At 41.4% G+C, this 23027-nt stretch carries 18 protein-coding genes and 1 other annotated feature; of the genes, 3 read left to right on the top strand and 15 right to left on the bottom strand.

Features of this window, described 5'->3' with window-relative positions; translation table 11 throughout:
- Positions 1-125 precede the first annotated feature (125 nt).
- The 6 genes from HU830_RS01015 to parE all read right to left on the bottom strand — a co-directional run bounded on the left by HU830_RS01015 (position 126) and on the right by parE (position 8594).
- Positions 126-785: an NAD(P)-dependent oxidoreductase gene (locus HU830_RS01015; RefSeq protein ID WP_176941961.1), complete on the bottom strand. Its 660-nt coding sequence runs from the start codon at positions 783-785 to the stop codon at positions 126-128.
- A gap of 67 nt (positions 786-852) precedes the next feature.
- The gene (locus HU830_RS01010; protein ID WP_176941960.1) at positions 853-2073 is read right to left on the bottom strand and encodes an ArgE/DapE family deacylase; all 1221 of its coding nucleotides are present in this window, start codon (positions 2071-2073) and stop codon (positions 853-855) included.
- Positions 2074-2183: 110 nt separating this feature from the next.
- A complete protein-coding gene (locus tag HU830_RS01005; RefSeq protein ID WP_176941959.1) occupies positions 2184-3113 on the bottom strand; it encodes a manganese-dependent inorganic pyrophosphatase in 930 nt (309 codons plus the stop codon).
- Between the two features lie 57 nt (positions 3114-3170).
- Entirely contained in the window at positions 3171-4139 is a 969-nt protein-coding gene (locus HU830_RS01000) for a LysR family transcriptional regulator (protein ID WP_176941958.1), read from the bottom strand.
- Between the two features lie 17 nt (positions 4140-4156).
- Positions 4157-6610, bottom strand: a complete 2454-nt coding sequence (gene parC, locus HU830_RS00995) for a DNA topoisomerase IV subunit A (RefSeq protein ID WP_176941957.1) — start codon at positions 6608-6610, stop codon at positions 4157-4159.
- Positions 6600-8594, bottom strand: coding sequence for a DNA topoisomerase IV subunit B (parE, locus tag HU830_RS00990; RefSeq protein WP_176941956.1), 1995 nt, complete (start codon positions 8592-8594; stop codon positions 6600-6602). The genes parC and parE overlap by 11 nt, the downstream gene beginning before the upstream one ends.
- A 92-nt stretch (positions 8595-8686) precedes the next feature.
- Here parE and plsY point away from each other — a divergent pair, with 92 nt between their 5' ends.
- A complete protein-coding gene (plsY, locus tag HU830_RS00985) occupies positions 8687-9310 on the top strand; it encodes a glycerol-3-phosphate 1-O-acyltransferase PlsY (protein WP_176941955.1) in 624 nt (207 codons plus the stop codon).
- Between the two features lie 165 nt (positions 9311-9475).
- Here plsY and HU830_RS00980 read toward each other — a convergent pair whose 3' ends face one another.
- Genes HU830_RS00980 through HU830_RS00965 form a run of 4 tightly spaced genes read right to left on the bottom strand, consistent with a single transcriptional unit; the run spans position 9476 to position 13415 of the window.
- On the bottom strand, positions 9476-10165 hold the full coding sequence (locus HU830_RS00980; RefSeq protein ID WP_176941954.1) for a methionine ABC transporter permease: 690 nt from the start codon (positions 10163-10165) through the stop codon (positions 9476-9478).
- The gene (locus tag HU830_RS00975) at positions 10166-11230 is read right to left on the bottom strand and encodes a methionine ABC transporter ATP-binding protein (RefSeq protein WP_176941953.1); all 1065 of its coding nucleotides are present in this window, start codon (positions 11228-11230) and stop codon (positions 10166-10168) included. It abuts the gene before it with no gap.
- Between the two features lie 8 nt (positions 11231-11238).
- On the bottom strand, positions 11239-12573 hold the full coding sequence (locus HU830_RS00970) for a M20/M25/M40 family metallo-hydrolase (protein WP_176941952.1): 1335 nt from the start codon (positions 12571-12573) through the stop codon (positions 11239-11241).
- 20 nt (positions 12574-12593) lie between these two features.
- Positions 12594-13415, bottom strand: coding sequence for a MetQ/NlpA family ABC transporter substrate-binding protein (locus HU830_RS00965; protein WP_176941951.1), 822 nt, complete (start codon positions 13413-13415; stop codon positions 12594-12596).
- Positions 13416-13501: 86 nt separating this feature from the next.
- Positions 13502-13756: a binding site (T-box leader), on the bottom strand.
- A gap of 333 nt (positions 13757-14089) precedes the next feature.
- Here HU830_RS00965 and HU830_RS00960 point away from each other — a divergent pair.
- Together HU830_RS00960 and HU830_RS00955 are read left to right on the top strand one after the other, a co-directional pair.
- Positions 14090-14287, top strand: coding sequence for a hypothetical protein (locus HU830_RS00960; protein ID WP_176941950.1), 198 nt, complete (start codon positions 14090-14092; stop codon positions 14285-14287).
- A gap of 456 nt (positions 14288-14743) precedes the next feature.
- Positions 14744-15877, top strand: coding sequence for a BspA family leucine-rich repeat surface protein (locus tag HU830_RS00955; protein WP_176941949.1), 1134 nt, complete (start codon positions 14744-14746; stop codon positions 15875-15877).
- A gap of 687 nt (positions 15878-16564) precedes the next feature.
- On the opposite strand, the gene HU830_RS00950 is transcribed toward HU830_RS00955, so the two are convergent.
- The 5 genes from HU830_RS00950 to topA form a co-directional block, all read right to left on the bottom strand.
- Positions 16565-16786 carry a hypothetical protein gene (locus HU830_RS00950; protein ID WP_176941948.1) on the bottom strand — a complete coding sequence of 74 codons (222 nt, stop codon included), beginning with the start codon at positions 16784-16786 and terminating at the stop codon, positions 16565-16567.
- Between the two features lie 1207 nt (positions 16787-17993).
- Positions 17994-18851: an aldose 1-epimerase family protein gene (locus tag HU830_RS00945; RefSeq protein WP_176941947.1), complete on the bottom strand. Its 858-nt coding sequence runs from the start codon at positions 18849-18851 to the stop codon at positions 17994-17996.
- A 12-nt stretch (positions 18852-18863) separates the two neighbouring features.
- Complete coding sequence (gene hslU / locus HU830_RS00940; protein ID WP_176941946.1) at positions 18864-20264, bottom strand: ATP-dependent protease ATPase subunit HslU; 1401 nt, start codon at positions 20262-20264, stop codon at positions 18864-18866.
- Positions 20264-20800, bottom strand: coding sequence for an ATP-dependent protease subunit HslV (gene hslV, locus HU830_RS00935; protein WP_176941945.1), 537 nt, complete (start codon positions 20798-20800; stop codon positions 20264-20266). The genes hslU and hslV overlap by 1 nt, the downstream gene beginning before the upstream one ends.
- A 118-nt stretch (positions 20801-20918) precedes the next feature.
- A complete protein-coding gene (topA, locus tag HU830_RS00930) occupies positions 20919-23027 on the bottom strand; it encodes a type I DNA topoisomerase (RefSeq protein ID WP_176941944.1) in 2109 nt (702 codons plus the stop codon).

Here is a 23027-nt window from a genome sequence, read left to right as displayed (position 1 = left end):
AAACCTCTCCTGACCTTTATTAGGGTCAGTATAAATTATTTAGTGGCTTTTGTCCACTATATTTCAAAATAAAAATCCGGAAGATCCCGTTTACCGAGAAATTCCGGATTCACTTTTCTAGTTAATTACTGATTCACGACCGTAAAACGCTCCTGATGATGCTGGGGATTGCTGATTTCTTGCATGACTACTTCAGCCATCGTGCCCGAAGTAGTTACTGATTCTCCCGCAGCATTGACCAAAAGTTGATCTTGTCCTAATTGATAAGCTCTTGTGGGCCCTTTTTCAAAACTATCTGAAGGAGAAATACCTACCCAGTTAACATTTTTTACGGTTTGCAGAAATTGCAATTCTGCTAACTGATTTTGTGGGACAGCAATAAAATTAGCTGCTCCCGGTAATTTTTCCAAGTCATGAACATGGAGATGCTGATCGCTTCCAGCCAGCAAACTTCCCGCTCCCAAAATAAAGACTAAACGGGGCTGCGTACATTCACGTAATTCCGCGACTAGGTGGGTGGCTAAATCAACGTGTAAGTAGGCCTGTTCTGGAGCAGTCGCAAAACAATCAACCACTACATCGACTTGTTGTAAGTCCGCTTTAGTAAGTGTGAAAGCATTTTGCGCTTGTAAAGTTAATTGTGCAGCAGTCGCCTGCTCTTTGCGCAAATTTTCTAATTTATCTTGATTCCGACCAACGGCGATGACCTGATGCTGCTGTTGCAGAGCCAACTGAACAATAGCCGAACCAGCCATTCCCGTTGCTCCAATCACCATAATTTTCATCTAATCACCCTTTCAATTTTTATTTTAAAGGTCATTGTTTCTAGAACAACTAATTTGTTTACTTCAATTATTGATTAAAGTAAGCAGTTATTAATTCCTGATAAATTTGAATAAAGTCCAAGTACATTTGGCGTGAAATATATTCGTTATCTTCATGCGGATTATCGCTACTAGGACCAAAAGCTACATAGTTGGCTCCTTGGGGCTGATCAATCAACAACTGCGAAGCATCCGTTCCTCCCGAAACCGCAATGGGGACAACTTCAGTTAAAGAATAATCTCCACCTTGAGCTTGCGCCACCGCCTCTAATTTCTTTAACTGGGCAGGATCAAAAGAATAATTTTGTAAATACGGTTGGGCAATCTTTTGAATTAGTTGAATAATTTTTGCTTCGCGCTGACCGACAATCGGCATAATATCCATCCCGACAGTTTGCTTAATCGTTCCAGCATGTCCTTGATTATAGCTCGCTAAAGTTTCTTCCACCAAATTAACAAGCGTCCCATTCGCTAATTCTGGCACCGTTCGAATATTTAAGACGGCTTGGGCCTTGCCTGGAATAGCATTGGGTTGACTGCCGCCTTGAATTTGGTCAATGTTAAAAACCGTCTGTCCTAAAGTTGCGTTAGGATGAGCAGCAATCAAGGGCTTAATTTGCACTGTTAACTGTTGCAAAAATTCAAGAAGGTGTTCCACAGCATTAATTCCGAGGTTCGGCATTGAACTGTGTGCGGCTCGTCCTTGCGCTGTTAAAGTTAAATTCAATTCACCTTTATTAGCATAAACAGCCCGATAACCACTTGGCTCTCCAATTAAAAGCGTCTCTACATCTTGCATATAACCAGCCTCATAGAGAGCTTGAGCGCCTTTTTGTCCTACTTCTTCCCCAGCTGTCGCTAAGAGACGAACTGTCCCAGAAATTGAGATGTTTTGTTCTTTTAATTCAATCATCGCGATAACTAAAGCAGCTAGTCCCGCCTTCATGTCCGTCGTTCCCCGACCATAAAGACGATCTCCTTGACTAGTTAATTGAAAAGGATCCGTTTGCCAATTATCTCGGTTAACTTCAACAACATCCAGATGTCCCGAAAGTGCTAGAACTGGCTGGCCACTACCGATTTCCGCGACTAGATTAGCCCGGTCACCGCCTAAGGATAACACTTGGCTATCGATTCCATGTTGCGCTAATAAATCATGGAGATACTGAGCTACCGGAAGTTCATGATCATTGACCGAGGGAAAACTCACTAATTGTTCTAAAATCGCTAATTTTTCAGCTTCTTGCATCTCTAATCCTCCATTTCTTAACTAATGAAAAAGGCCCAACTCTTCCACAATCCTAACACTTTGAAGCGAACTAAGGACTGTAAAACAATCGGACTTTCTTTATTAATAATCTAAAATTGCGCTTGTAAAGGTGGAACGATTTGTTTTTTCCGCGAAACTACTCCAGGAAGAGACAATTGACCTTGATCTAATTTCTTCCCAAAAGCTACTTCAACTTTAGCAGTCAAAGCCTCTGGTCCGCTAACCAAGACGGTTGTGTCGCTGTCCAAGACGTTGGTAATTGCCAACAAGAAAAGGTTATAACTATTAGCTTGGCAGCTTTGAGCCATTGCTGTTTCAAATTCAGCCTGACGTTTTAAGGCTGCTGACAAATCAACGACGTTAATTTGCGCAATCCGAAATTGATTACCACCCATTTCAAAACTTTTTGCATCGGCATCAATCAACTCAGCTGCAGTTTGGTCAGAAATATCGGCACCAGCCTTCAACATCTCTAGGCCATAAGCCTCGTAATCAATTCCAGCAATCTGGGCTGCTTCAACAACTGCTTGGCGATCAGTATCCGTGGTCGTTGGGGACTTCAACAATAAAGTATCAGAAATAATTGCTGAAACCATCAAACCGGCGATTTTTTTAGGGATTTCAATCTGATGCTCGTGATATAACTTCCAAACAACTGTGCTGACACAACCAACTGGTTCTGCCCGATAATATAAGGGAGCACTAGTTTGAAAGTTGGCAATCCGGTGGTGGTCCACTACGTGAGTCACCGTTACCTGATCGATATCTGGGGCACTTTGTTGTTTTTCATTGTGATCTACTAACATCACCGCATCAACTTCATCATGAACGTTGTGGACAACACGCGGCATTTCTTGGTGAAAATAATTTAAAACAAATTCAGTTTCTTTATTGGGTTCACCTAGAGCCACAGCTTCAGTATCATATCCTAGTTGATTTTGTAAGTAAGAATATTCAATTGCTGCTGAAATGGCATCGGTGTCGGGATTTTGATGCCCGAAAACTAATTCTTTTGCCAAGTTTCTACCTCCATACTTTTAATTAAACCACTTTAATTATAGTACACTCAAATTCAATTAGGAAAGAGATTTCAGTCGTTTTTGATAATTTTCTTCCTGTAAAAACCGATCCCAATTCTGAATAAAGGTTGCAATTCGCGGAATATTAATTTTTTCTTTTCGGTAAACAAAATTTAACTCAAAATTAATTTCTGGTTCGAGCACAGCAGTCTGGAACTGAATTTCCTCCTGATGGGCTAAAACAAAACTTTCGGGAAAAGCCGTATAAAGTTCTTCTGTTTGGGCAAAATGAAGAATCTGTTGGGGAGCGGCAAAGCGTCCAGCGCAAGGAGGAACATCAACTAACAAATTTTTAAACTTCTCACACAGTAACTCGGTCACATAGTAACCTCGCGGATACATGACCCAGGCTCGCTCTTCTTGAGCCGCTTTTTTTAGGCTAACTTTACTTTGACCTAACCATTGGGGATTATCATGTAAGAGCAACAATTTTTCATCAATAATTTTTTTAGTTTTGTAGGGGCGCCAATTACGAATCGCCACATCTGGTAAATACATGATAGCTAAGTCAATGTTATTATTCTCCAGATCATCCCACAACTGCCGCCGAGTCAACAGAGAAATCTCCAAAGTCACTTCTGGCTGGATTTGATGATAACTAATCGCAAATGCTTCCAAAACACAAGTTTCCATCGAAGCCAAGACCCCTAATTTAATGGTTCCAGTAGACGAGAGGGTCGATTGTTGAATCTGATCTACGGCGTTGATAATCGTCGTTTGGACTTCTTCGACCGCCAACAACAAAATTTGCCCAGCATCTGTTAAGTGAATTTGTTTGCCTACCGAGTAAAAGAGCGGCGTCCCAATACTATGTTCGATTTTTTTGATTTGTTGGGTCAGTGCCGGCTGAGTAATCCCTAAAGCTCGAGCTGTTTTGGTATAACTCAAATTGGCCGCGAGTTTAGAAAAATAACTCAAAGATTTAGAAGTAATGGCTTGTGTAAAACTTATTTTGCTTTGTTGCATTAGAAAATCCCCCTCACTTAGTCCTCTACTTGAGTCGGCTCAACGGGAAAAAGACGTTCGATCGGACCATCCTGGTTGACATCTACCACAAAGGAACCATTCGAATAACGATCAACCGGGGCAAAATCTACCGTCACAATGGAAACTAGTTTATTTTGTTTCGTTGTAACCTTTAATATATCATCTTTAGCCAATAAGTGAATGAATTTTATGCGATGCGGCTTTGTTTTCAGCTCTCTTAAGACTAGCAGTCCTCGCCGGGCTCGACTGCCGAGTGGCAATTCTGCTAATTTCATCTTCTTGAAGGCTCCCCGCTGGGTAATTAAGCCCAAATAGAGTGGCCGGGAATCTTGGAGCAAAGCATAATCAGCTATTTCTTCGCCAGCTTTTAGAGTCATAAAGCGAACTCCAGCCGCCTTAGCCCCCACTAGGGGAACTTGATCGAGATCAAAACGTAAGGCATAACCATTTTGAGTACAGCCAAAGATTTCATGAACAGGAGCCTGAGCTTCTCGATACCAAACATGGAGCACTTGACTGTCAGCTTGATGCAATTTCATCGCTTTTAGGGCATGGGAGCGGTAAGTCCGTCCTGGCAAGAGATTGGAAAAGGCAACTTGTTTAATATAACCATCATTGCTAGCTAAAACAAAACTCCCTTTTTCTTTTAGATCGGGAAAGACAAAAGCGGCCACCACTTGTTCATCGGTCGCAAAGTCAATTAACTGGGATAAATGTTGCCCTTTATCCTTCCAACGGGCATCATCGAGTTCGTGAACGGAACGGTAAATCAAATTTCCCCGATTAGTAAAAATATACAAATGTTCTAAGGTTGTTGCTTCCAGATCCAAGACCGGCCAATCCTGATCGCGCAAACCATTAGCACCAGCGGTCGAAGCTTGATAGGAACGAAGACTACTCCGTTTTAAGTAACCTTCATGACTGACTAATAAATGTACTTTTTCCTCAGTTACTAAGACTCGGCGATCAACTTTTAATTCCTGAACCTGGGCTTCAATCCGGGTCCGGCGAGGTGATTGAAATTGGTCCCGAATCGCCTGCAATTCATCCTTGATAACCTGCATTAAAGTCTGCGGATCATCGATGATTGCTTGATAACCGGCAATTTTTGCTTCTAATTCGGCTTTTTCAGCCTGTAATTGTTGAATATCAGTATTGGTCAAGCGATATAGCTGCAAGGACACGATGGCTTCGGCTTGTTCAGGTGAAAAATCATATTGTTGGACCAAATTCTCCTTGGCGTTAGCTTTATTATGACTAGCGCGAATGGTTTGAATTACTTGGTCTAAAATTGAAAGAGCCTTCATTAAACCAGCGACAATATGCAATCTCTTCTGAGCTTTATCTAAATTAAATTGCGTTCGGCGCAAAACAACTTCTTGTTGATGTTTCAAATAAGCTTGCAGCATCGGCAAGAGTCCTAGTTGCTGCGGTCTCATTTGGGCAATCGCCACCATATTAAAGTTATAAGTGACCTGCAAATCGGTATTTTTAAACAAATAATTCAAAATCCCAGTAGCATCAACATCCCGCTTCAATTCGATAACGATCGACAGACCGTGACGATCAGATTCATCTCGAACTTCAGCTAAACCGTCAACCTTCTTCAAAACCCGCAATTCATCAATCTTTTTTACCAATTGGGCTTTATTGACTTCGTAGGGAATTTCGGTCACTACAATTTGTTGCCGATGCCCCCTCAAGGTCTCAATCTTAGTCTTGGAACGTAAAACGACCTTCCCCCGACCAGTTGTGTAAGCCTTTTTCAAGCCGACTTGCCCTTGGAGAATCCCTCCTGTCGGGAAATCAGGGCCCTTGATATATTCTAGAGCCTGATCCAAAGTTAGATCTGGATTGTCAATTAAAGCAATTGTGGCCGCAATCACTTCACCAAGATTGTGCGGAGGAATCGAAGTTGCATAACCAGCCGAAATCCCCGTCGCCCCATTAACTAATAAATTAGGAAAGCGGGCGGGTAAAACGGTTGGTTCTTCCTTAGTATCGTCAAAGTTGAGAACCATGGGGACCGTATCTTTGTCGATATCTTGTAATAGGGTTTGCGAAATCGAGCTCAACCGAGCTTCCGTATACCGCATTGCAGCAGGTGGATCTCCATCCATCGACCCGTTATTCCCGTGCATTTCAATTAACGGTGCCCGAACCTTCCAATCTTGACTTAGACGAACCAAAGCTTCGTAAATCGAACTATCACCGTGTGGATGAAAATTACCCATCACATTTCCAACCGATTTTGCCGACTTTTTGAAGGCCTTATCATGGGTATTGTGGTCTAAATACATTGCGTACAAAATTCGGCGTTGAACAGGCTTTAAGCCATCCCGGACATCTGGTAAGGCTCTTTCTTGAATAATATATTTGGAATAGCGTCCAAAGCGATCGCCCATGATGGCTTCGAGGGTTAGTTCTTTAACCCGTGATTTATCTACCATGTTTATTTTCACTCACTTTTACTGATGACGTGGGAACTTCCGTTTCAATAATACTGCCATCATCTTCTAAATTAAATTTCACGTTTTGTTCAATCCATTGCCGTCTCGGGGCAACCTTATCGCCCATCAAAGTTGTCACCCGCCGCTCAGCTAGGGCTGCATCATCAATTCGGACCCGGACTAGGGTTCTAGTGGTCGGATCCATCGTAGTTTCCCACAGTTGATCGGCGTTCATTTCTCCTAAACCTTTGAAACGCTGTAAACTATAACCAACACCAAATTGCTGGGTTAATTCTTCTAGTTCCGCATCCGTCCAAGCATATTCAATATCAACTTTACCTTTATTAGACTTCTTTTGTAACTTATACAAAGGTGGTAAAGCTATATAGACGTGACCTTGTTCAACCAAGGGACGCATATAGCGATAAAAGAAGGTCAACAGGAGAATCTGAATATGGGCTCCGTCGGTATCGGCATCCGTCATGATAATAACTTTGTCGTAGTTACTATCTGCAACTTGAAATTCCGCCCCGACGCCAGCGCCAATCGTATAAATCATCGTATTAATTTCTTCGTTTTTAAAAATATCATCCAGCTTAGCTTTTTGGGTATTCAAAACCTTGCCTCGCAAAGGCAAAATGGCTTGAAACTTTCGATCTCGTCCCTGTTTAGCCGAACCTCCCGCTGAATCACCCTCGACCAAAAAGAGTTCATTCTTCTTAGAATCTCGAGATTGAGCCGGCGTTAACTTTCCGGATAAGAGACCTTGGTCTTTCTTTTTCCGCTTTCCGGAACGACTATTTTCCCGCGCTTTGCGGGCAGCTTCGCGTGCTTCACGTGCTTTAAGGGCCTTCTTGACTAAAACTTGGCCAAAATCGCCTTGTTCTAATAAATAGAAAGTTAACTGTTCGTAAATCACCGTATCCACGGCGCTCCGAGCTTCCGGCGTCCCCAATTTACCCTTGGTTTGTCCTTCAAATTGCAGTAAATCCTCGGGAATTCGGACCGATAAAACGGCACTCAAACCTTCGCGAACATCGCTTCCTTCGAGATTTTTGGCATTTTCCTTAAGTAGACCAATTTTGCGGGCATATTCGTTAAAGGCCTTGGTTAAACCTGACCGCATCCCAGCCTCATGGGTTCCCCCATCACTAGTCCGCACATTATTGACAAAAGAAATCGTATTTTCGGAATAACCATCATTATATTGTCCCGCAAATTCAACTTCGATTCCGTTTTGTTCTCCCGTAAAGTAGAAAACATCTTTCAGGGTATCTTTACCTTCATTGAGGTATTTAACAAAAGATTTAATCCCATCTTCGAAGTAATATTCTTCCACTCGCTGCGGCTGACAACGTTGATCAGTTAAAGTAATCTTGACCCCCTTTAAAAGAAAAGCCGATTCACGTAATCGCTCCGCTAAAGTATCATAATTAAACTCAATCGTTTGAAAAATTTGGGAATCTGGTTGGAAGGTCACCGTGGTTCCACTAACTTGTTTCACACGGCCAACTTTTTCTAAGGTTCCTTGCGGTTGACCACCATCGACAAACTTTTCTCGGTATAATTGATGCTCTCGGACAACTTCAACCGTTAACCAAGAAGACAAAGCATTAACAACTGAAGAACCGACCCCATGCAAACCACCGGAAGTTTTGTAATTATTTTCGGTAAACTTGCCCCCCGCATGGAGAACGGTCAAAATAACTTCAATCGTGGGAATTCCAGATGCATGCATTCCGGTCGGCATTCCCCGGCCAAAATCTTGCACTGTGACTGAATTATCAGCATTTAAGGTGACATTAATTCGATCACCGTAGCCAGCTAAAGCTTCATCGACCGCATTATCAAAAATCTCGTAAACTAAATGGTGCAAACCACGGGCGTCCGTTGAACCAATATACATTCCCGGTCGCTTCCGCACTGCCTCCAGACCATGCAGAATCTGAATGGCGGCATCATCATAATTATTACTTTGTGTCATGAAAACAATCCTACTTTCAAAAAAAGAACAGAATAATTACTTACTTTGTATTAAAATATTTGATGTACTAACCTAACTTCGGAGGTTTTATCTTGAAAATTGTAATCTGTTTTATTCTAGCATATCTAATTGGTTCCTTCCCTTCGGGATATCTGATTGGCCGAATCTTTTTCCACCAAGACATTCGCCAAATAGGTAGTGGGAATATTGGAACGACCAATACTTTTCGGGCTTTTGGGGTCTTACCCGGAACTGCTGTTTTAGCCCTTGATATTTTTAAAGGGACCTTGGCTGCCAGTTTACCACTCTTCTTCCGTATTCCTGATCATTTCTGGATGATTATTGTCGGCTTGGCCGCGGTAGCTGGACACTGTTATTCCATCTTCTTACATTTCAGAGGTGGTAAGGCGGTGGCCACGGCTTCTGGAATCTTGCTCGCTTATAATCCACCCTTGTTTGTTCTTGGAGCGGTTTTATTTGCCACGATCATTTTACTCTCCAGCACTGTGAGTTTGGCTAGTCTAATTGTCTTACCGGTTTTAACCATCGTTATCTTATTTACCGGCGATTTCTACTTGTTATTTGCGGCCGTGGTAGTCACAATCATTGTTTACTATCGTCATTGGCCCAATATTAAACGTCTCCTAAATCATCAAGAAAACTTAGTTCATATTGGCCTTGCCTACTATCTCCAACAAAAGAAAAAATCCTCTTAGAAAAGGGAAATAGCAAGGGAGCGTCATTTATTGTACTGGAAACAAGGGTTTTTTCCAAGTGGAATTTTTTTGTCAGAGTACCACTATTAGCTTTCGAATAACTTTCAAATTAGCCAGTAAAAAACTCCAATTGTCAGGTTAAATTCCCGATAATTGGAGTTTTTATTAATGTTTCAGTTTGCGAATCGCCCAATCTCCTAGGCCTTGAATGATAAAGACTAAAATTAAAATGAAAATCATGGAAACAATAGTCACGTCGTTTTCAAAACGTTGGTAACCAACAGCGACCGCCATATTTCCTAGGCCACCACCACCGATGGCTCCAGCCATGGCGGTAAGACCGATTAAACTAATCATTGTCAAAGTTCCACAACGAATTAATTCCGGCAAACCTTCTTTTAAATAAACCCGATAGATGATTTTCCACGGTGATAAACCCATTGCCGTAGCGGCTTCAATCACTCCGGGATCAACTTCTACCAAGGCTAACTGCACTTGCCGAGCAAAAAATGGGGCTGCTCCTACAACTAGAGGAACTAAAGCTCCCGTCGGTCCAATCGTCTGGCCGACGATCAACTTCGTAAAAGGACCAATTACGGCCAATAAGATAATGAAAGGAATTGACCGAAAGAGGTTCACAATTTTATCGAGCCAGTAGTAAAGGTGAGGATATTCTAAAATACTACCTTCAGCAGTCACGACTAAAATAATTCCTAAAATCAAACCAATTATCCCCGCAAAGAGAGCCGCCACAAAAGTCATATAGAGAGTTTGATAAATCGCCATCACAAAGCCATTATCTCCCGACCAATTAGCGACCACATTAGGAAGCCAAGTTTTGACTAGATCTCCCATCTAATCCACCTCCACTTTCTGCAAATCGACCGTTTTTACACGGACTTTTAAAGCACGCAGATAGTCCAAACCAGCTTGAATTTGGTCTGGTTCACCTTCTAGGAGCAGTAACATAATTCCAACCGTCGTTCCTTGAAGCTGTTCAATATTACTAAAAAGGATATTGGCACTAACTTGATAGCGTTTATAAAGTTCCAAGACTAAAGGTTGCTCCGTAGCTTCTCCTGTGTAATTCAAAACGACCAGATTGGAACTATCTAAAGGCACTAAATTATTAGCTTTAATTTGCTTGAGAGCCGGTCGCAACTGAGTCGAAGAATCGACGAACTTGCGTGTCAAGGGAGCTTTAGGGTGACCGAAAATTTCCAAAACAGTTCCCTTTTCAATCACCTGTCCCTGATCCATTACCGCTACTCGATTACAGACTTGTTTAATGGCATCCATTTCGTGGGTAATAATCACGATGGTAATCCCGAGCTGCTTATTTAAATAACGCAATAAGTTGAGAATTTCCGTAGTGGTTTCGGGATCCAAGGCACTGGTTGCCTCATCTGAAATCAAGATTTGGGGATCACTGGCCAAAGCCCGAGCAATTGCCACTCGCTGCTTTTGTCCACCTGATAGTTGGGAAGGATATTGTTGGGCCAAGTCAGCTAAACCAACTAAATCCAAAAGTTTAGTTACTTTTTCTTGCCGCTGGATTTTCGATAGTTTTAGATCCAATAAAGGAAACTCGATATTGCCAAAAACCGTTCGCGAAGCCATTAAATTGAAATGTTGAAAAATCATCCCAATATTTTTTCGAGCCTGCCGCAGTTGGGCTTGACTTAGTTGACCTAAATCTTGACCAGCCACTGTAACCGTCCCTTGTGTTGGCCGCTGCAAGAAGTTAATCACCCGGACAAGGGTACTTTTACCAGCTCCGGAATAACCGATGATCCCGTAAATATCTCCGGGGGTAACTGTCAAAGAAACATCTTGAACTGCATCGATAGTTCGCGCCTGATTCTGAAACTGAACACTGATCTTTTTTAATTGAATAATTGCTTGCTTTTCGACTGTCATTTGAACTCCTACAACTGCTCGAGGAATTGACCGAAGAAGTTAATAAATTGAACGTAATCGGCAATTCGAATATTTTCGTTCGGGGCATGGTTTCCGGCTTGCGCATAGCTGACCCCACAAGATACGATTGGGGCTTTGGCATAACGACTGACAACTTCCATTGGGCCAGTCCCGGCACTCGAAGGCAAAACTTCGACTTGCTCTGGTCCCCCATAACAAGCTTGTGCTGTCTGAATCAGACTTTGGACGATTGGTTGAGATAAATCACTACGATAACCCTTTTCCCCGAGAAGATAATCAACTTGAAGATCGGCAAACCCTTGATCTTCTAAATAGCACGTTAATTTCTTAAATAAATCTTCTGGATCTTGATTAGGAACCAAACGAAATTCCAACTTGGCCGTCGCTTCTTTGGGAGTGATCGTTTTGACTCCCGCCCCTTGCCAACCACTAGTCAAACCTTCAATATTAATCGTCGGTTGAAAGACTAAGCTATCATTGACACTTTTATGCTTCAGTAAAGCTTGGGTTAAACCCCATTGTTCGGTCAAATCAGGTGTTTGGGCAGCTTTTAAATATCCTTCTTCTTGATCTGTCGGGGAAACTACATTATCAAAGAAACCGGGAATTTGAATCGTGCCATCACTAGCCCGTAACGTGTTGAGAGCCGCTACTAATCGCCAAGCAGCCCCATCAGCTACCGCTGCATATGAGGAATGCAGATCAATTGCGGCAGAACGAGCCGTGATTTGGAAACATAAGATGCCTTTGTTGCCAGCAGTCAGACTGAATTGTTCCCGGTCATTCTTACCTCCGGATTCCCAAATTACTAGGTCCGCTTGTAAACTTTCTCCGTGTTGCGCTAAATACTCTGGCAAATGCTCACTAGCAACTTCTTCTTCCCCCTCAAGTAGAAACTTAACCGTACATGGCCAATCACCATGCTTTTGCCGGTAAAGCTTTAAGGCAGTGATTCGGCTGATTAAGTCCGCCTTACAATCAGAAGCTCCGCGAGCAATCAGTTTTTCAGCTGTTTGTTGTAGTTTGAAAGGATCCGATTGCCAAAGTTCCAGAGGTTCTTCTGGTTGCACATCGTAATGATTGTAGATCAAAACCGTTGTTTTGGCTTTTTCAGGGTCTTGGGGCGTTAATTGAGCAATGACTAAAGGTGCCTGATAATCTGAGAAAACTTGGACTTGAGCCCCTAAATCGGTCAGCAAATCACAGAGATAGGTTGCGGTTTCAGCCTGGGCTTGCTGCTTAGCCGAAACTGATGGCAAAGCGATATAAGCAGCCAAATTCTGGAATGATTCTTGAATTAAAGGATCATCAACTTGAACCATAATTAAAAACTTCCTTCTTCTTATAATTTAATTTTCCAAGCAGCTACAGATTGCGGACCGTATAACTTCTTAACTGCCTTGAGAACTGCTTCGGTTTGATAAGCTTTAACGATCTTCTTGTAGGTCGCATTATCTTTGTTTTTCTTTTGAACAGCAATAATATTGATCCACGGCTTAGACTTCTTACTTACTTTTTCAATGTAAATCCGATCCTTGGCGGTTAATTTAGCCGACCGAGCAACATTGCCATTAACTACCGCGAAATCAACATCATTGAGCGAGTGGGCTGTTTGGGCAGCATCCAAAACATTAAATTTCAAATTTAGTTTATTTTCCCGCACATTCTTAGGGGTTGGTAAATTATCCTTAGCTGGGCTCAACCTAATTAAGCCAGCAGATTCTAATAATTGTAGGGCCCGAGCTTCATTAGAAGCGTCGTTTGGTAAAGCTACCTTAGCTCCCGGTTTAATAGCAGTTAAACTCTTCAACTTGTGGGAGTAAATAGCCATTGGTTGAATCATGGTAACTCCAATCGAAACAATGTCGCTGTGGTGTGCCTTATTCCAAGCATCGAGGAAAAATTGATGTTGGAAAGAATTGATATCTACTTCACCTTGCGATAAAGCCGTATTGGGTTGGTTGTAATCATTAAATTCCACAACCTTTAACTTAATGTGATCCTTCTTGACCTGTTTTTGGACAACCTTCCAAATTGGAGCATCAGCACTACTGATTCCCACTTTGACAGTTTTATCTTGATCTTTTTGGCCACAACCGGTTGCTACCAATAAGATTCCTAAGACACTAAACAATAATAATGCGACTTTCTTAATTCTCACCATTTAACTCACCTCATAAAATTTACTAGTTTCAAGATAAATCAGCAAACAAAAAAGCCGTTCCTCGAATCATCTCCTTAAAGACAATTCATAGAAACGGCTTGACCGTGGTACCATTCTAATTCTGGTTTAGCTGACACTAAACCACTCGACAACGTACAAAACAACTATACGCGTGTACGTTAATGGGTACCGGCCATTGTTACCTTATTTACCAAAAAACTCTTCAGTAAACTCAGTACACCAATCATGGGTCATTTTCATTCACGTTAACGACCTCATTTCAGCAATCGAGGCTTTCTGTACATTAACTGTGGACTACTTCCCCCACTCAATTTGTTTGTTGACTATTTTGATTAACTGCTTGCAGTGATACTATAATGAATCTTTCAGAAAGTCAAGCCTAAATTCAGCTTTTTTCTCATCTTTGTCATCCGCAAGCACTAAGGTTATCGATATCCAGCTAAACAAGTCATCTCTAAATATTCTGCAGTTTTTTCGCCAATTATTCAAAAACTAAGAGCTTTAAATCCCCTTCCAGTTCAATTTACCTGAACAGTATAAGAAGTTATGTTTCAATAGAGCCAATAGTTTAAAAATAATTATTTCATTTAAAAATGTTGCCATAAAAATACGAACAATATTTCGAATAAATTATTATATTAGGAGGCCTTCTAATGAATATTTCTAGAAATAAATCGTTAGCTTTAACTAGCACGGTGCTGGGATTAGTTTGTGGCTGGGCTTTAAGCCCCAAACAGTTCCAAGCTGTAACAGCTAGCAAACCCACAATTAATCAAACTGAGACAAGTCGGAATTACAAAACTAAAGCGGGACCCCACAACCACTCCCGCGGCAAATTCTATAAGCCCTAAGGCAACTTCAACGACTGCTGTTACTTCCCAAAATCCTTCACGAGCGAAAAAAACCGGCCAAGATCTCCCAATCAGATCAATCAAATCAACCGGTTTCCTCTCAAAATGATGAAGGCGAACCAGTGGATAGTTCTAAAGTCACCCTACAGATCATTCAGCAAGCAAGCCGACATCCCCCTAGAATCGACTTCAAATCAATCTCAGCCAGCCCCTGTTGATCCTCAGCTTCCGGCGCCAACCAAGACTGCTGTCTCGACGAAAACAGCAACACCGACAATCAGAACTTGGGGTAACAGCAAGTGAGAATATCTGCATGATGGCGAAAAAAACCAGCTTCACTTTCATCAGGGAACTTTGGGTCGAAGAGGTTATTATAACTCTATTGGAAGCACCGTCTTACAATCTAACGATGAACGGCCCCCTAAACTAACCCAAATTCAGTTCGATCTTGGGGTTATGACTAACGTAAGTACCAATTTTTTATTCGCAAATTTGGCAAACCTTAGAGAAATCATCAATTTAGAAAATTTGAATACTATCAATACAACTAGCATTGCCGGGATGTTCAAAAACTGTGTTAGTTTGACTAATCTGGATCTAAAAAAATTTAATACTACTAAGGTAGTCAATATGAATGCTATGTTCTATCGCTGTCTCAGTCTAATTAACTTGGATTTGGCCAACTTTAATACCGTCCATTTATCAAATATTCCCTACCATCTATTTTATAAATATTATAACCTATCTCATCTAGTCTTAGGTGCAAATACTTATCTCAACCCGGAATCTAATCGTCCTAACTTGTGTAGGGCGATTGCTTTACCAACAGTTCCTAGACCGGGAACCAAAATCCCCGGAACTAATCGCCACATTAGCTCATCTCACTGGGTGGCCATTAGCGGTTATCAAAGGGGTCAAAAGTATAGCTCTGACGAGCTAGTAAACTTAAATAGTCACAATCAGACCAATACTTACGAATGGGATAGTCTCCCTAGATTCACAAGAACTATCCAAACGCATACCGCAACCAGAACTATTAATATTTATCAACCTAACGGCGAGATGCATACGGAAACCCAAACGGCAACTATTTTTCATCCAATGATAATTAATAACGATGGCACTCGAACTTATGGCAGCTGGTCAAACGCCAATTGGCAAAAGTATACTTTGCCACAAATCGTCGGTTATGAGCCTAGTCAAAAGGAAGTTAGTGTTCAAGTAATTAGCGCTAGCACGTCCGACCAAACAGTTGATATTTTCTACAATCAAAGATCACAGAAAGTAACTATTCAATACCTTGATCAGCAAAATAAAATTGTAAAAACTCAAGAAATCAGCGGTTACGCTGGCGATCCCCTTGTTTACCGACTACCTGCTGGCTACCAAGTTAACGAGGCTACAACTAATCCAACCACGATTGTGGCCAACAAAGATAATCAGCAGACCATTCCAGCCCAAGTTCAACATCAAAGCTATACTAGACAAGAAAGAAAAACGCTTACTCGAAATATTGTCGTCCATTTTCCTAATGGTCTGCAACGTAGTTATTCTTCAAACCGCAATTTTAGTGCGCAATATTCAGATTGATAAAGTTACCTATCAAAAGATCTATCATCAATGGAGTAGTGGCGTTTGGGATGAGTTCATCGCCCCCAAATTTGCTAATTACCAGCCCAGTCAAACTGCGTATCGCAGAACAAATAGTTACCGCTAGCGATGAAAGTCAAGCTCCAGACATTTACTATACTAAACAAGAAGACTAATTCTAGGCAGCTAACTGAGCTTTAATTTTAGCAAATTTTCTTTGCCTAGAACTATATCAACTCAGCAAGTAAAAATAACCTTTATCTCATAAAGGCAAAGCTCATTTTTCTCTATCATAAATCCTAATACACTTATTATCTAAACCTTACTTACTAGAAACCGAACTAGCCGCTGGTGCTGTATATTTCATCGAATAAGTCAATGTAGTTTTATAGGTTCCCAACTTGGAATATAGAGGTTGATTCCCCAAATCTAAAACAAAGTAATCCTCTTTTCGCTTAAGAGCTGGATTTTCTGAGGCATACTTCTTATTCCAAGCATCAATATCTCCCTTGTTAAGAAAATCGACAGGATAATCAACTGGGATCTTAAGACCTTCCTGGTCAAAAGGAGCCTTCTGGGTACAATTTGAACTGGTTCTGCCGCTTCATCAGTTTTAGGAGGCTGAATAGAATCAGGTTTATTAGCTGAGCCCGGTACCCCTGCGATACTGGCCTTAGTTTTAATCTGCTAAGATTTTTGATCATTACCATTTTTCCAAGCACCATCTGTTTTACCCAGCAGAGGAATGACATCTCTTTCTCGTTCCGATAATTTTCGAGCATCCTCAACTATAAATCTTGCCCAATTCATTATTGACTCTGGGTCAGGTTCTGGATAAATATCATTATCGTCCTGGTCCATATGAGAAGGAGCCCAATGAGTGTAAACATCTCCCTCCTGTATTTTCAATTTTCTGACTGTTAAAACTAATTTTATAAGGCCAAGCATTATCTTAGGGAAAACCAGAACCCTTAGATACTTGCTCCAGTCTAATAAAACGATCGTAAAGTTGCCAAATATAAGTGTGTGCCTTCCCATCAGCTGCTAAATCTGTGCTGGTATAATTTTTTTCAATCCCCTTCGCCGAAAAGTTATGCTAGGTATCATAATCAGCTTGTCCATTATCCATATTGTTCGTAACATCATCTTAAAAACTATGTCTAGAATCAGAAATATATTTCGGATTATCTATATCAATGCTCTTATTCGGATCACCACCCGGATTAGCCACATTAGTCAAAGACTGTGGTTCAACTTCACACCACCAAGACAAATCATTGGCCAACAGTTAATTCCGACAAGATAATTGGCAGCCACATCACCTAGAGGGATACCACAAGTCCAGAGGAGATGAATTATTACTCTATCCTAATACGACCCCGGGGAAGACGTTGCGGAAAAATCTCCGCAGTCTTATCTCGAGCCGTTTTTAAATCTTCGTTCCCAAAATTAATCGTAGCTTCCACTTTAATGTGCAAAGTGCCTCCATTTTCATTCTGATCAAAATACCACCAGTCATCAGCGGTAGCTGGTTTTGCTGCTGTAGCTTTACTACCTTCGCCGACTGCTTTTCCATCTTGATTAGTAACATCCAGATTGGCATTAGGTTTAATATTCTCAACCGCGTCTTACCGGCTAGCTGGAGAATCCGCCGCCGCAAAATTTGTAGTCGAACGGGTGTGGTCATCCTGAAACTGTTTCGCCTTAGTTTTGTTATTAGAATAAAAATATTTTTTATTATTTAAAATTGATCGATTAGGTGATTTATTAACTAAAGAACCCCCTTGTTCGGATTTTGAAAACGTTTTCTAAGAGGACATCGTTTGACCGCTTAATAAAAGATCCGCCACTTCAAATAACAAAATTAATTTAAAACTACGAAGCACTTGCCTCTTAGGCATCATTCTCCCTTACTCCTTGATTGTCGGATTCCGTTTATGAGATCTAATTATCTCCCTAGACATAAATTTATTTTAATAAAAATAAGTAATTATACAACTACTTTATTAAATTAATTTGCGGATTATTTACCTTTCAGATATTCCTAAAAAAGAAGGGTTGACCTTAGAGACAATCCTTCTTCAGTAAAAATTTTAAAATTAGAAAACTATGATTATTAATAAAAAGTAACACCCCAACTAGCATTAAAGAGTTGCGCCGGTTGTAAAGTTTGCATTCCGAACTTATCTGTTAATTGGCCATCACTATCAACCGTGTCCGCAATTCCCCACCAAGGTTCAATGCAAACGAATTGATCGGTTTGCGGATAAGCAGACCAGACTCCCAGATATGGCGCCGTGGTCACCAAACTAACTTGGGGCTGACCAGCATAAGCCAAGGTAAAAACATTTTGTGCCCGATTTTGATAAATCCAGGCATCATTGACAAAACTTTGTTGACGAAAAGCGACACTATCACTTTGGAATAATTCTGGCTGGTAGGGATCAACTAAACCAGAATCATCCAAACTTAACTTTTGAACTTGCTGCGGATACTTAATTAACAATTGGGCTTGGGGCTTTTGATAATCAAAATTGAAGCCGGGATGTCCGCCAATTCCAAAAATCAGAGGCTGTTGATCTTGATTTTGGATATTATAAGTAACATAAACTGAATTAGCTCGTAAAACATAGCTAATTACCAGACTGAATTGAAAAGGATACTGGGCCAAGGTTTGAGAATTAGCTTTGAGTCGTAACGAAACTTGCGTCGCTGTTTGCCGGGTAACCGTAAATTCTTGATCACGGGCAAAACCATGTTGAGTCATCGTAAAAGATTGACCTTGCCACTGATACTGATTAGCTTGCAGCCGCCCCACAATCGGAAACAAGACCGGAGCATGCCGCCCCCAAACTTCTTTTTTAGCGCCCCAAATTCGCTCTTTTTGGTGATGATCAACCACACTTTGTAATTCCGCCCCCAAGGTCTCTACTTGGACAGTTAATTGGGAATTATGCAGTTCTACTTTTGTCATGATAATTACCTTCTACAAAATATATTTCGTTAAATCACTATCTTGGGCAATTGCCCCTACCTTTTGCGCTACATAATCTTGGGTAATGGTAATTTCGCCCATTTGCATATCAGGGGCTTCATACATAATATCTTCCAAGACCTTTTCCAAAATAGTCGCCAAACGACGAGCCCCGATATTTTGAGTTTCTTGATTAACTTGGTGAGCAATATGAGCCATCTCTAAGATGGATTCTTTAGTAAAGGTTAATTTAATTCCGTCACTGCCAACTAACGCCCGATATTGCTTTACCAAAGAATTATCCGGCGCCGTCAAAATATGGACAGAGTCGGCTTCAGTTAAATCCTGTAATTCGACGCGAATTGGGAAACGTCCTTGTAATTCGGCAATCAAATCACTAGGCTTGCTTTCCGCGAAAGCTCCGGAACCAATAAATAGAATGTGATCAGTCTTGACAGAACCATACTTGGTTTTAACACTAGAACCCTCCACGATTGGTAAGATATCACGTTGCACGCCTTCTCGGGAAACTTCTCCAGAACTGTTCTTATTTCCCGCTGTAATCTTATCAATTTCGTCAATGAAAATAATTCCATCATTTTCGGCTCTTTGGATCGCAGCTTGATAAATTGCGGCTTCGTCAACAAATTTCTTTGATTCTTGTTGAATCAAAATTTCTCGAGCTTCTTTAACTGGCAAAGTCCGTTCAACTTGTTTCTTGGGGAGAATCGAATCCATCGCATTATTGAGATCAATTCCCATCTGCCCCATTAAATCGTTCATTGGGTTAACTTTGCTGCTTTCATCAACTTTAATGGTTACTTCTTCATCTTCCAAAAGTCCCTGATCAAGTTGTTCTTTGACACTTAAACGTTGATCCCGAATTTTATCGGTTACTTCTTCATTATCGGCAACTGGATTTTCCCCCTTAGCTAAGGAATTAAAAGCCGTCAACATATCTTGCAAGCCATTGACTTGTGGAGCTGCTTTCTTCTGTCCGGGAACAATTAACTTCACCAATAACTTATTTGCTTCCCGACTAGCCTGCGCCCGAACACTTTGATACTGTTGATCTTCTTCCAACTTTACGGCGACATCAACCAAATCGCGAATCATTGATTCCACATCCCGACCAACATAACCTACTTCGGTAAATTTGGTTGCTTCCACTTTCACGAAAGGGGCAGCGACAACTTTGGCCAAACGCCGGGCAATTTCCGTCTTTCCGACCCCAGTTGGTCCAATCATCAATAAGTTTTTAGGAGTAATTTCCTGTTGCAAGCTACTAGATAATTGTGAACGCCGATAGCGATTATACAAAGCAATCGCCACCGCCTTTTTAGCAGAATTTTGGCCAACAATATATTTATCTAATTCATCAACAATCTGCTTAGGAGTTAATTGGGTTGGCATTATTGAGGACCTCCAATCTGATCTGTAATAATCTCAGTATTCGTAAAAATATCAATTCCCGCAGCAATTTCTAAGGCTTCTTGAGCAATTTGCTGCGCCGATAAGTCCTGTGGATGGCGTAAGATTCCTAAGGCTGCTGCTTGGGCGAAGTTACCTCCGGAACCAATAGCAACCACATTCTCATCTGGTTCAATTACTTCACCATTACCAGAAATCAACAAGAGATCTTCCTTATTAAAGGCAATCAGCATTGCTTCTAATTTCTGCAAAGTTGGATCTTTTCGCCAGTCTTGCGCCAAGGCGACAGCAGCCCGCTTCAAATTTCCGGCGTAAGTTTGTAGTTTTTCTTCCAACCATTGTTGCAGGGTAATCGCATCCGCAACTCCGCCCGCAAAGCCGATTACTACCTGATCATCAAAAATTCGACGAATCTTGTGGGCACCAGCTTTCATAATCGTTTTTTCGCCGGCTGTAACTTGACCATCACCCGCAATCGCGGTCTGTGATCCGTGCCGAACTGCACAAATTGTTGTCATCTTTGACCTCACTTGAAAGTTTAATTAAAAATATGGGGCATAATTCGCCTATACAAAAGCACCCCCAAATCTTCTCATACCATAACATAAAGAGAATTGGTGGTGCTAATAAAATTAGCTATTTTTGAATTTCTTCTTCGTAATCTCCGTTTGGACAGATGACCTGACGACCACCTTTGACCTTCTTGTCTACTAAATAATGTTGACACTTTGGACAGTTGCGCCCAACTGGTTTATTCCAATCGACAAAATCACAATCAGGGTAGCGCGAACAGCCATAGAATAAACGATTCTTTTTGGACTTGCGTTCAATAACCTGTCCTTGGCTACATTTCGGGCATTGAACCCCAATTTCTTTCATAATTGCCTGAGTATAGTGACAGTCGGGGAAACGGCTGCAAGCGTAAAACTTGCCGTAACGGCCCAATTTAATAACCATGGGCGCCCCACAAACTTCGCAATCGATTCCCGCGGGCTCATCTTTAATCTGTAACTTCTCAATTTGAGAGTCGGCAGCCTCTAATTCTTTAGAAAAAGGTTGATAGTATTCATCAACTACGGTTGTCCATTTTTGTTTGCCAACTTCGATTTCATCCAATTCGGTCTCTAGATGGGCTGTAAAGTCAATATCAATAATATCTGGAAAGTATTCTTCGATCAGATGATCGACGATCGTCCCTAATTCCGTGGGTTCAAAGCTCTTACCGTTTAACTTAACATAGTAGCGTCTTTGGATCGTATCGATAGTCGGAGCATAAGTTGAGGGCCGACCAACACCATTTTCTTCCAGAGACTTAACCAGGGCCGCTTCGGTGAAGCGAGCTGGTGGCTGGGTAAAATGTTGTTCGGGATTGGTATCTAAAAGTTTAACTTCTTGACCTTCTTCGAGATCCGGTAACAAATTATCCTTGGTCTTACTATCTGGGGGCATCAATTTTAGGAAACCAGGGAATTTAATTTTCGAACCACTCGCCCGAAATTGAACTTCACCTTGCTCCAAGCGAACCCCCATCGTATCTAAAACTGCCGGCGCCATTTCACTAGCCATAAATCGGGTCCAAATTAAGTTATACAAACGATATTGATCGCGAGTCAATAACTTTTGGACTGATTCTGGCGTCCGCAAAATGGAAGTTGGTCGAATCGCTTCATGAGCATCTTGCGCTCCTTCTGGGTTCTTTACTTGGCGAGCCCGCGGAGCAGTATATTCCGAACCATAATTGGTCTTTAAGAAGTCTTGGGCTTCTTGGTGAGCTCCATGGGAAATCCGCGTCGAATCGGTCCGCATATAGGTAATGAAACCCACACTACCTTGCCGTCCGCCTAGATTAATTCCTTCATATAATTGCTGGGCTAACATCATCGTTTTGCGCGTTTTGAAATTAAGTTTGCGATTGGCTTCTTGTTGTAAGGAACTGGTCGTAAAGGGTCCTGCTGGATAACGTTTACGTTCCTTACGGGTAACTTTAGTAACTGTAAATTTCTCTTGACGATTAATTTGTTGTAAAACTTTTTGGACTTCTGCTTGGGAGTGCAGAGGGGTCTTTTTTTGTTTTAAACCATAAAAATTAGCGGCAAACTTGCTTCGAACAGTTGTCGCTTGAAAATGGGCCAAAAGGGTCCAATATTCTTCCGGTTTAAATTCTTTGATCTTTTGTTCGCGTTCAATTACCAGCTTTAAAGCCACCGATTGAACTCGTCCAGCGCTGAGACCTTTTTTGACTTTCTGCCACAAAATAGGACTAATGGAATATCCCACCAGTCGATCTAAAATCCGGCGGGCTTGCTGGGCATCGACCAAATTCATATCGACGCTTCGGGGGGTCTTAAAAGCCCCTTTAACGGCTTCTTTAGTAATCTCATTAAAAACTACTCGATTTTGATCTTCTAAATTTAAATCTAAGAGATGGGCCACATGCCAAGCAATTGCTTCCCCTTCCCGATCCGGGTCGGCAGCTAAATAAACTTGTTGCGCTTTTTTGGCAGCCTTTTTTAATTCTTTAATAGTCTCCCCTTTACCTCGAATTGAGATATAAGTGGGTTGATAGTCGTTTTCAAAATCAATTCCCATCCGACTTTTGGGTAGGTCCCGCACATGACCTTTACTAGCTAGAACTTTATAATTTCGTCCGAGATATTTACCAATCGTTTTGGCTTTCGCGGGCGACTCTACAATAACCAAATTCTTTGGTGCGGTTTTTCGCTTCGTTGTTTTTGAGCCTGTCAA

The organism is Bombilactobacillus apium, assembly GCF_013385145.1.
GTDB lineage: Bacteria > Bacillota > Bacilli > Lactobacillales > Lactobacillaceae > Bombilactobacillus > Bombilactobacillus apium.
Note: the sequence above shows the minus strand (reverse complement) of the source record. Positions and strands in the feature narration are given on the sequence as shown.

Bases quoted from the DNA above. Each gene is read 5' to 3' on its own strand.
- HU830_RS01015 (WP_176941961.1), bottom strand. From the start codon at position 785: ATGAAAATTATGGTGATTGGAGCAACGGGAATGGCTGGTTCGGCTATT.
- HU830_RS01010 (WP_176941960.1), bottom strand. From the start codon at position 2,073: ATGCAAGAAGCTGAAAAATTAGCGATTTTAGAACAATTAGTGAGTTTT.
- HU830_RS01000 (WP_176941958.1), bottom strand. From the start codon at position 4,139: ATGCAACAAAGCAAAATAAGTTTTACACAAGCCATTACTTCTAAATCT.
- parC (WP_176941957.1), bottom strand. From the start codon at position 6,610: ATGGTAGATAAATCACGGGTTAAAGAACTAACCCTCGAAGCCATCATG.
- parE (WP_176941956.1), bottom strand. From the start codon at position 8,594: ATGACACAAAGTAATAATTATGATGATGCCGCCATTCAGATTCTGCAT.
- HU830_RS00980 (WP_176941954.1), bottom strand. From the start codon at position 10,165: ATGGGAGATCTAGTCAAAACTTGGCTTCCTAATGTGGTCGCTAATTGG.
- HU830_RS00975 (WP_176941953.1), bottom strand. From the start codon at position 11,230: ATGACAGTCGAAAAGCAAGCAATTATTCAATTAAAAAAGATCAGTGTT.
- HU830_RS00970 (WP_176941952.1), bottom strand. From the start codon at position 12,573: ATGGTTCAAGTTGATGATCCTTTAATTCAAGAATCATTCCAGAATTTG.
- HU830_RS00965 (WP_176941951.1), bottom strand. From the start codon at position 13,415: ATGGTGAGAATTAAGAAAGTCGCATTATTATTGTTTAGTGTCTTAGGA.
- HU830_RS00960 (WP_176941950.1), top strand. From the start codon at position 14,090: ATGAATATTTCTAGAAATAAATCGTTAGCTTTAACTAGCACGGTGCTG.
- HU830_RS00955 (WP_176941949.1), top strand. From the start codon at position 14,744: ATGACTAACGTAAGTACCAATTTTTTATTCGCAAATTTGGCAAACCTT.
- HU830_RS00945 (WP_176941947.1), bottom strand. From the start codon at position 18,851: ATGACAAAAGTAGAACTGCATAATTCCCAATTAACTGTCCAAGTAGAG.
- hslU (WP_176941946.1), bottom strand. From the start codon at position 20,264: ATGCCAACCCAATTAACTCCTAAGCAGATTGTTGATGAATTAGATAAA.
- hslV (WP_176941945.1), bottom strand. From the start codon at position 20,800: ATGACAACAATTTGTGCAGTTCGGCACGGATCACAGACCGCGATTGCG.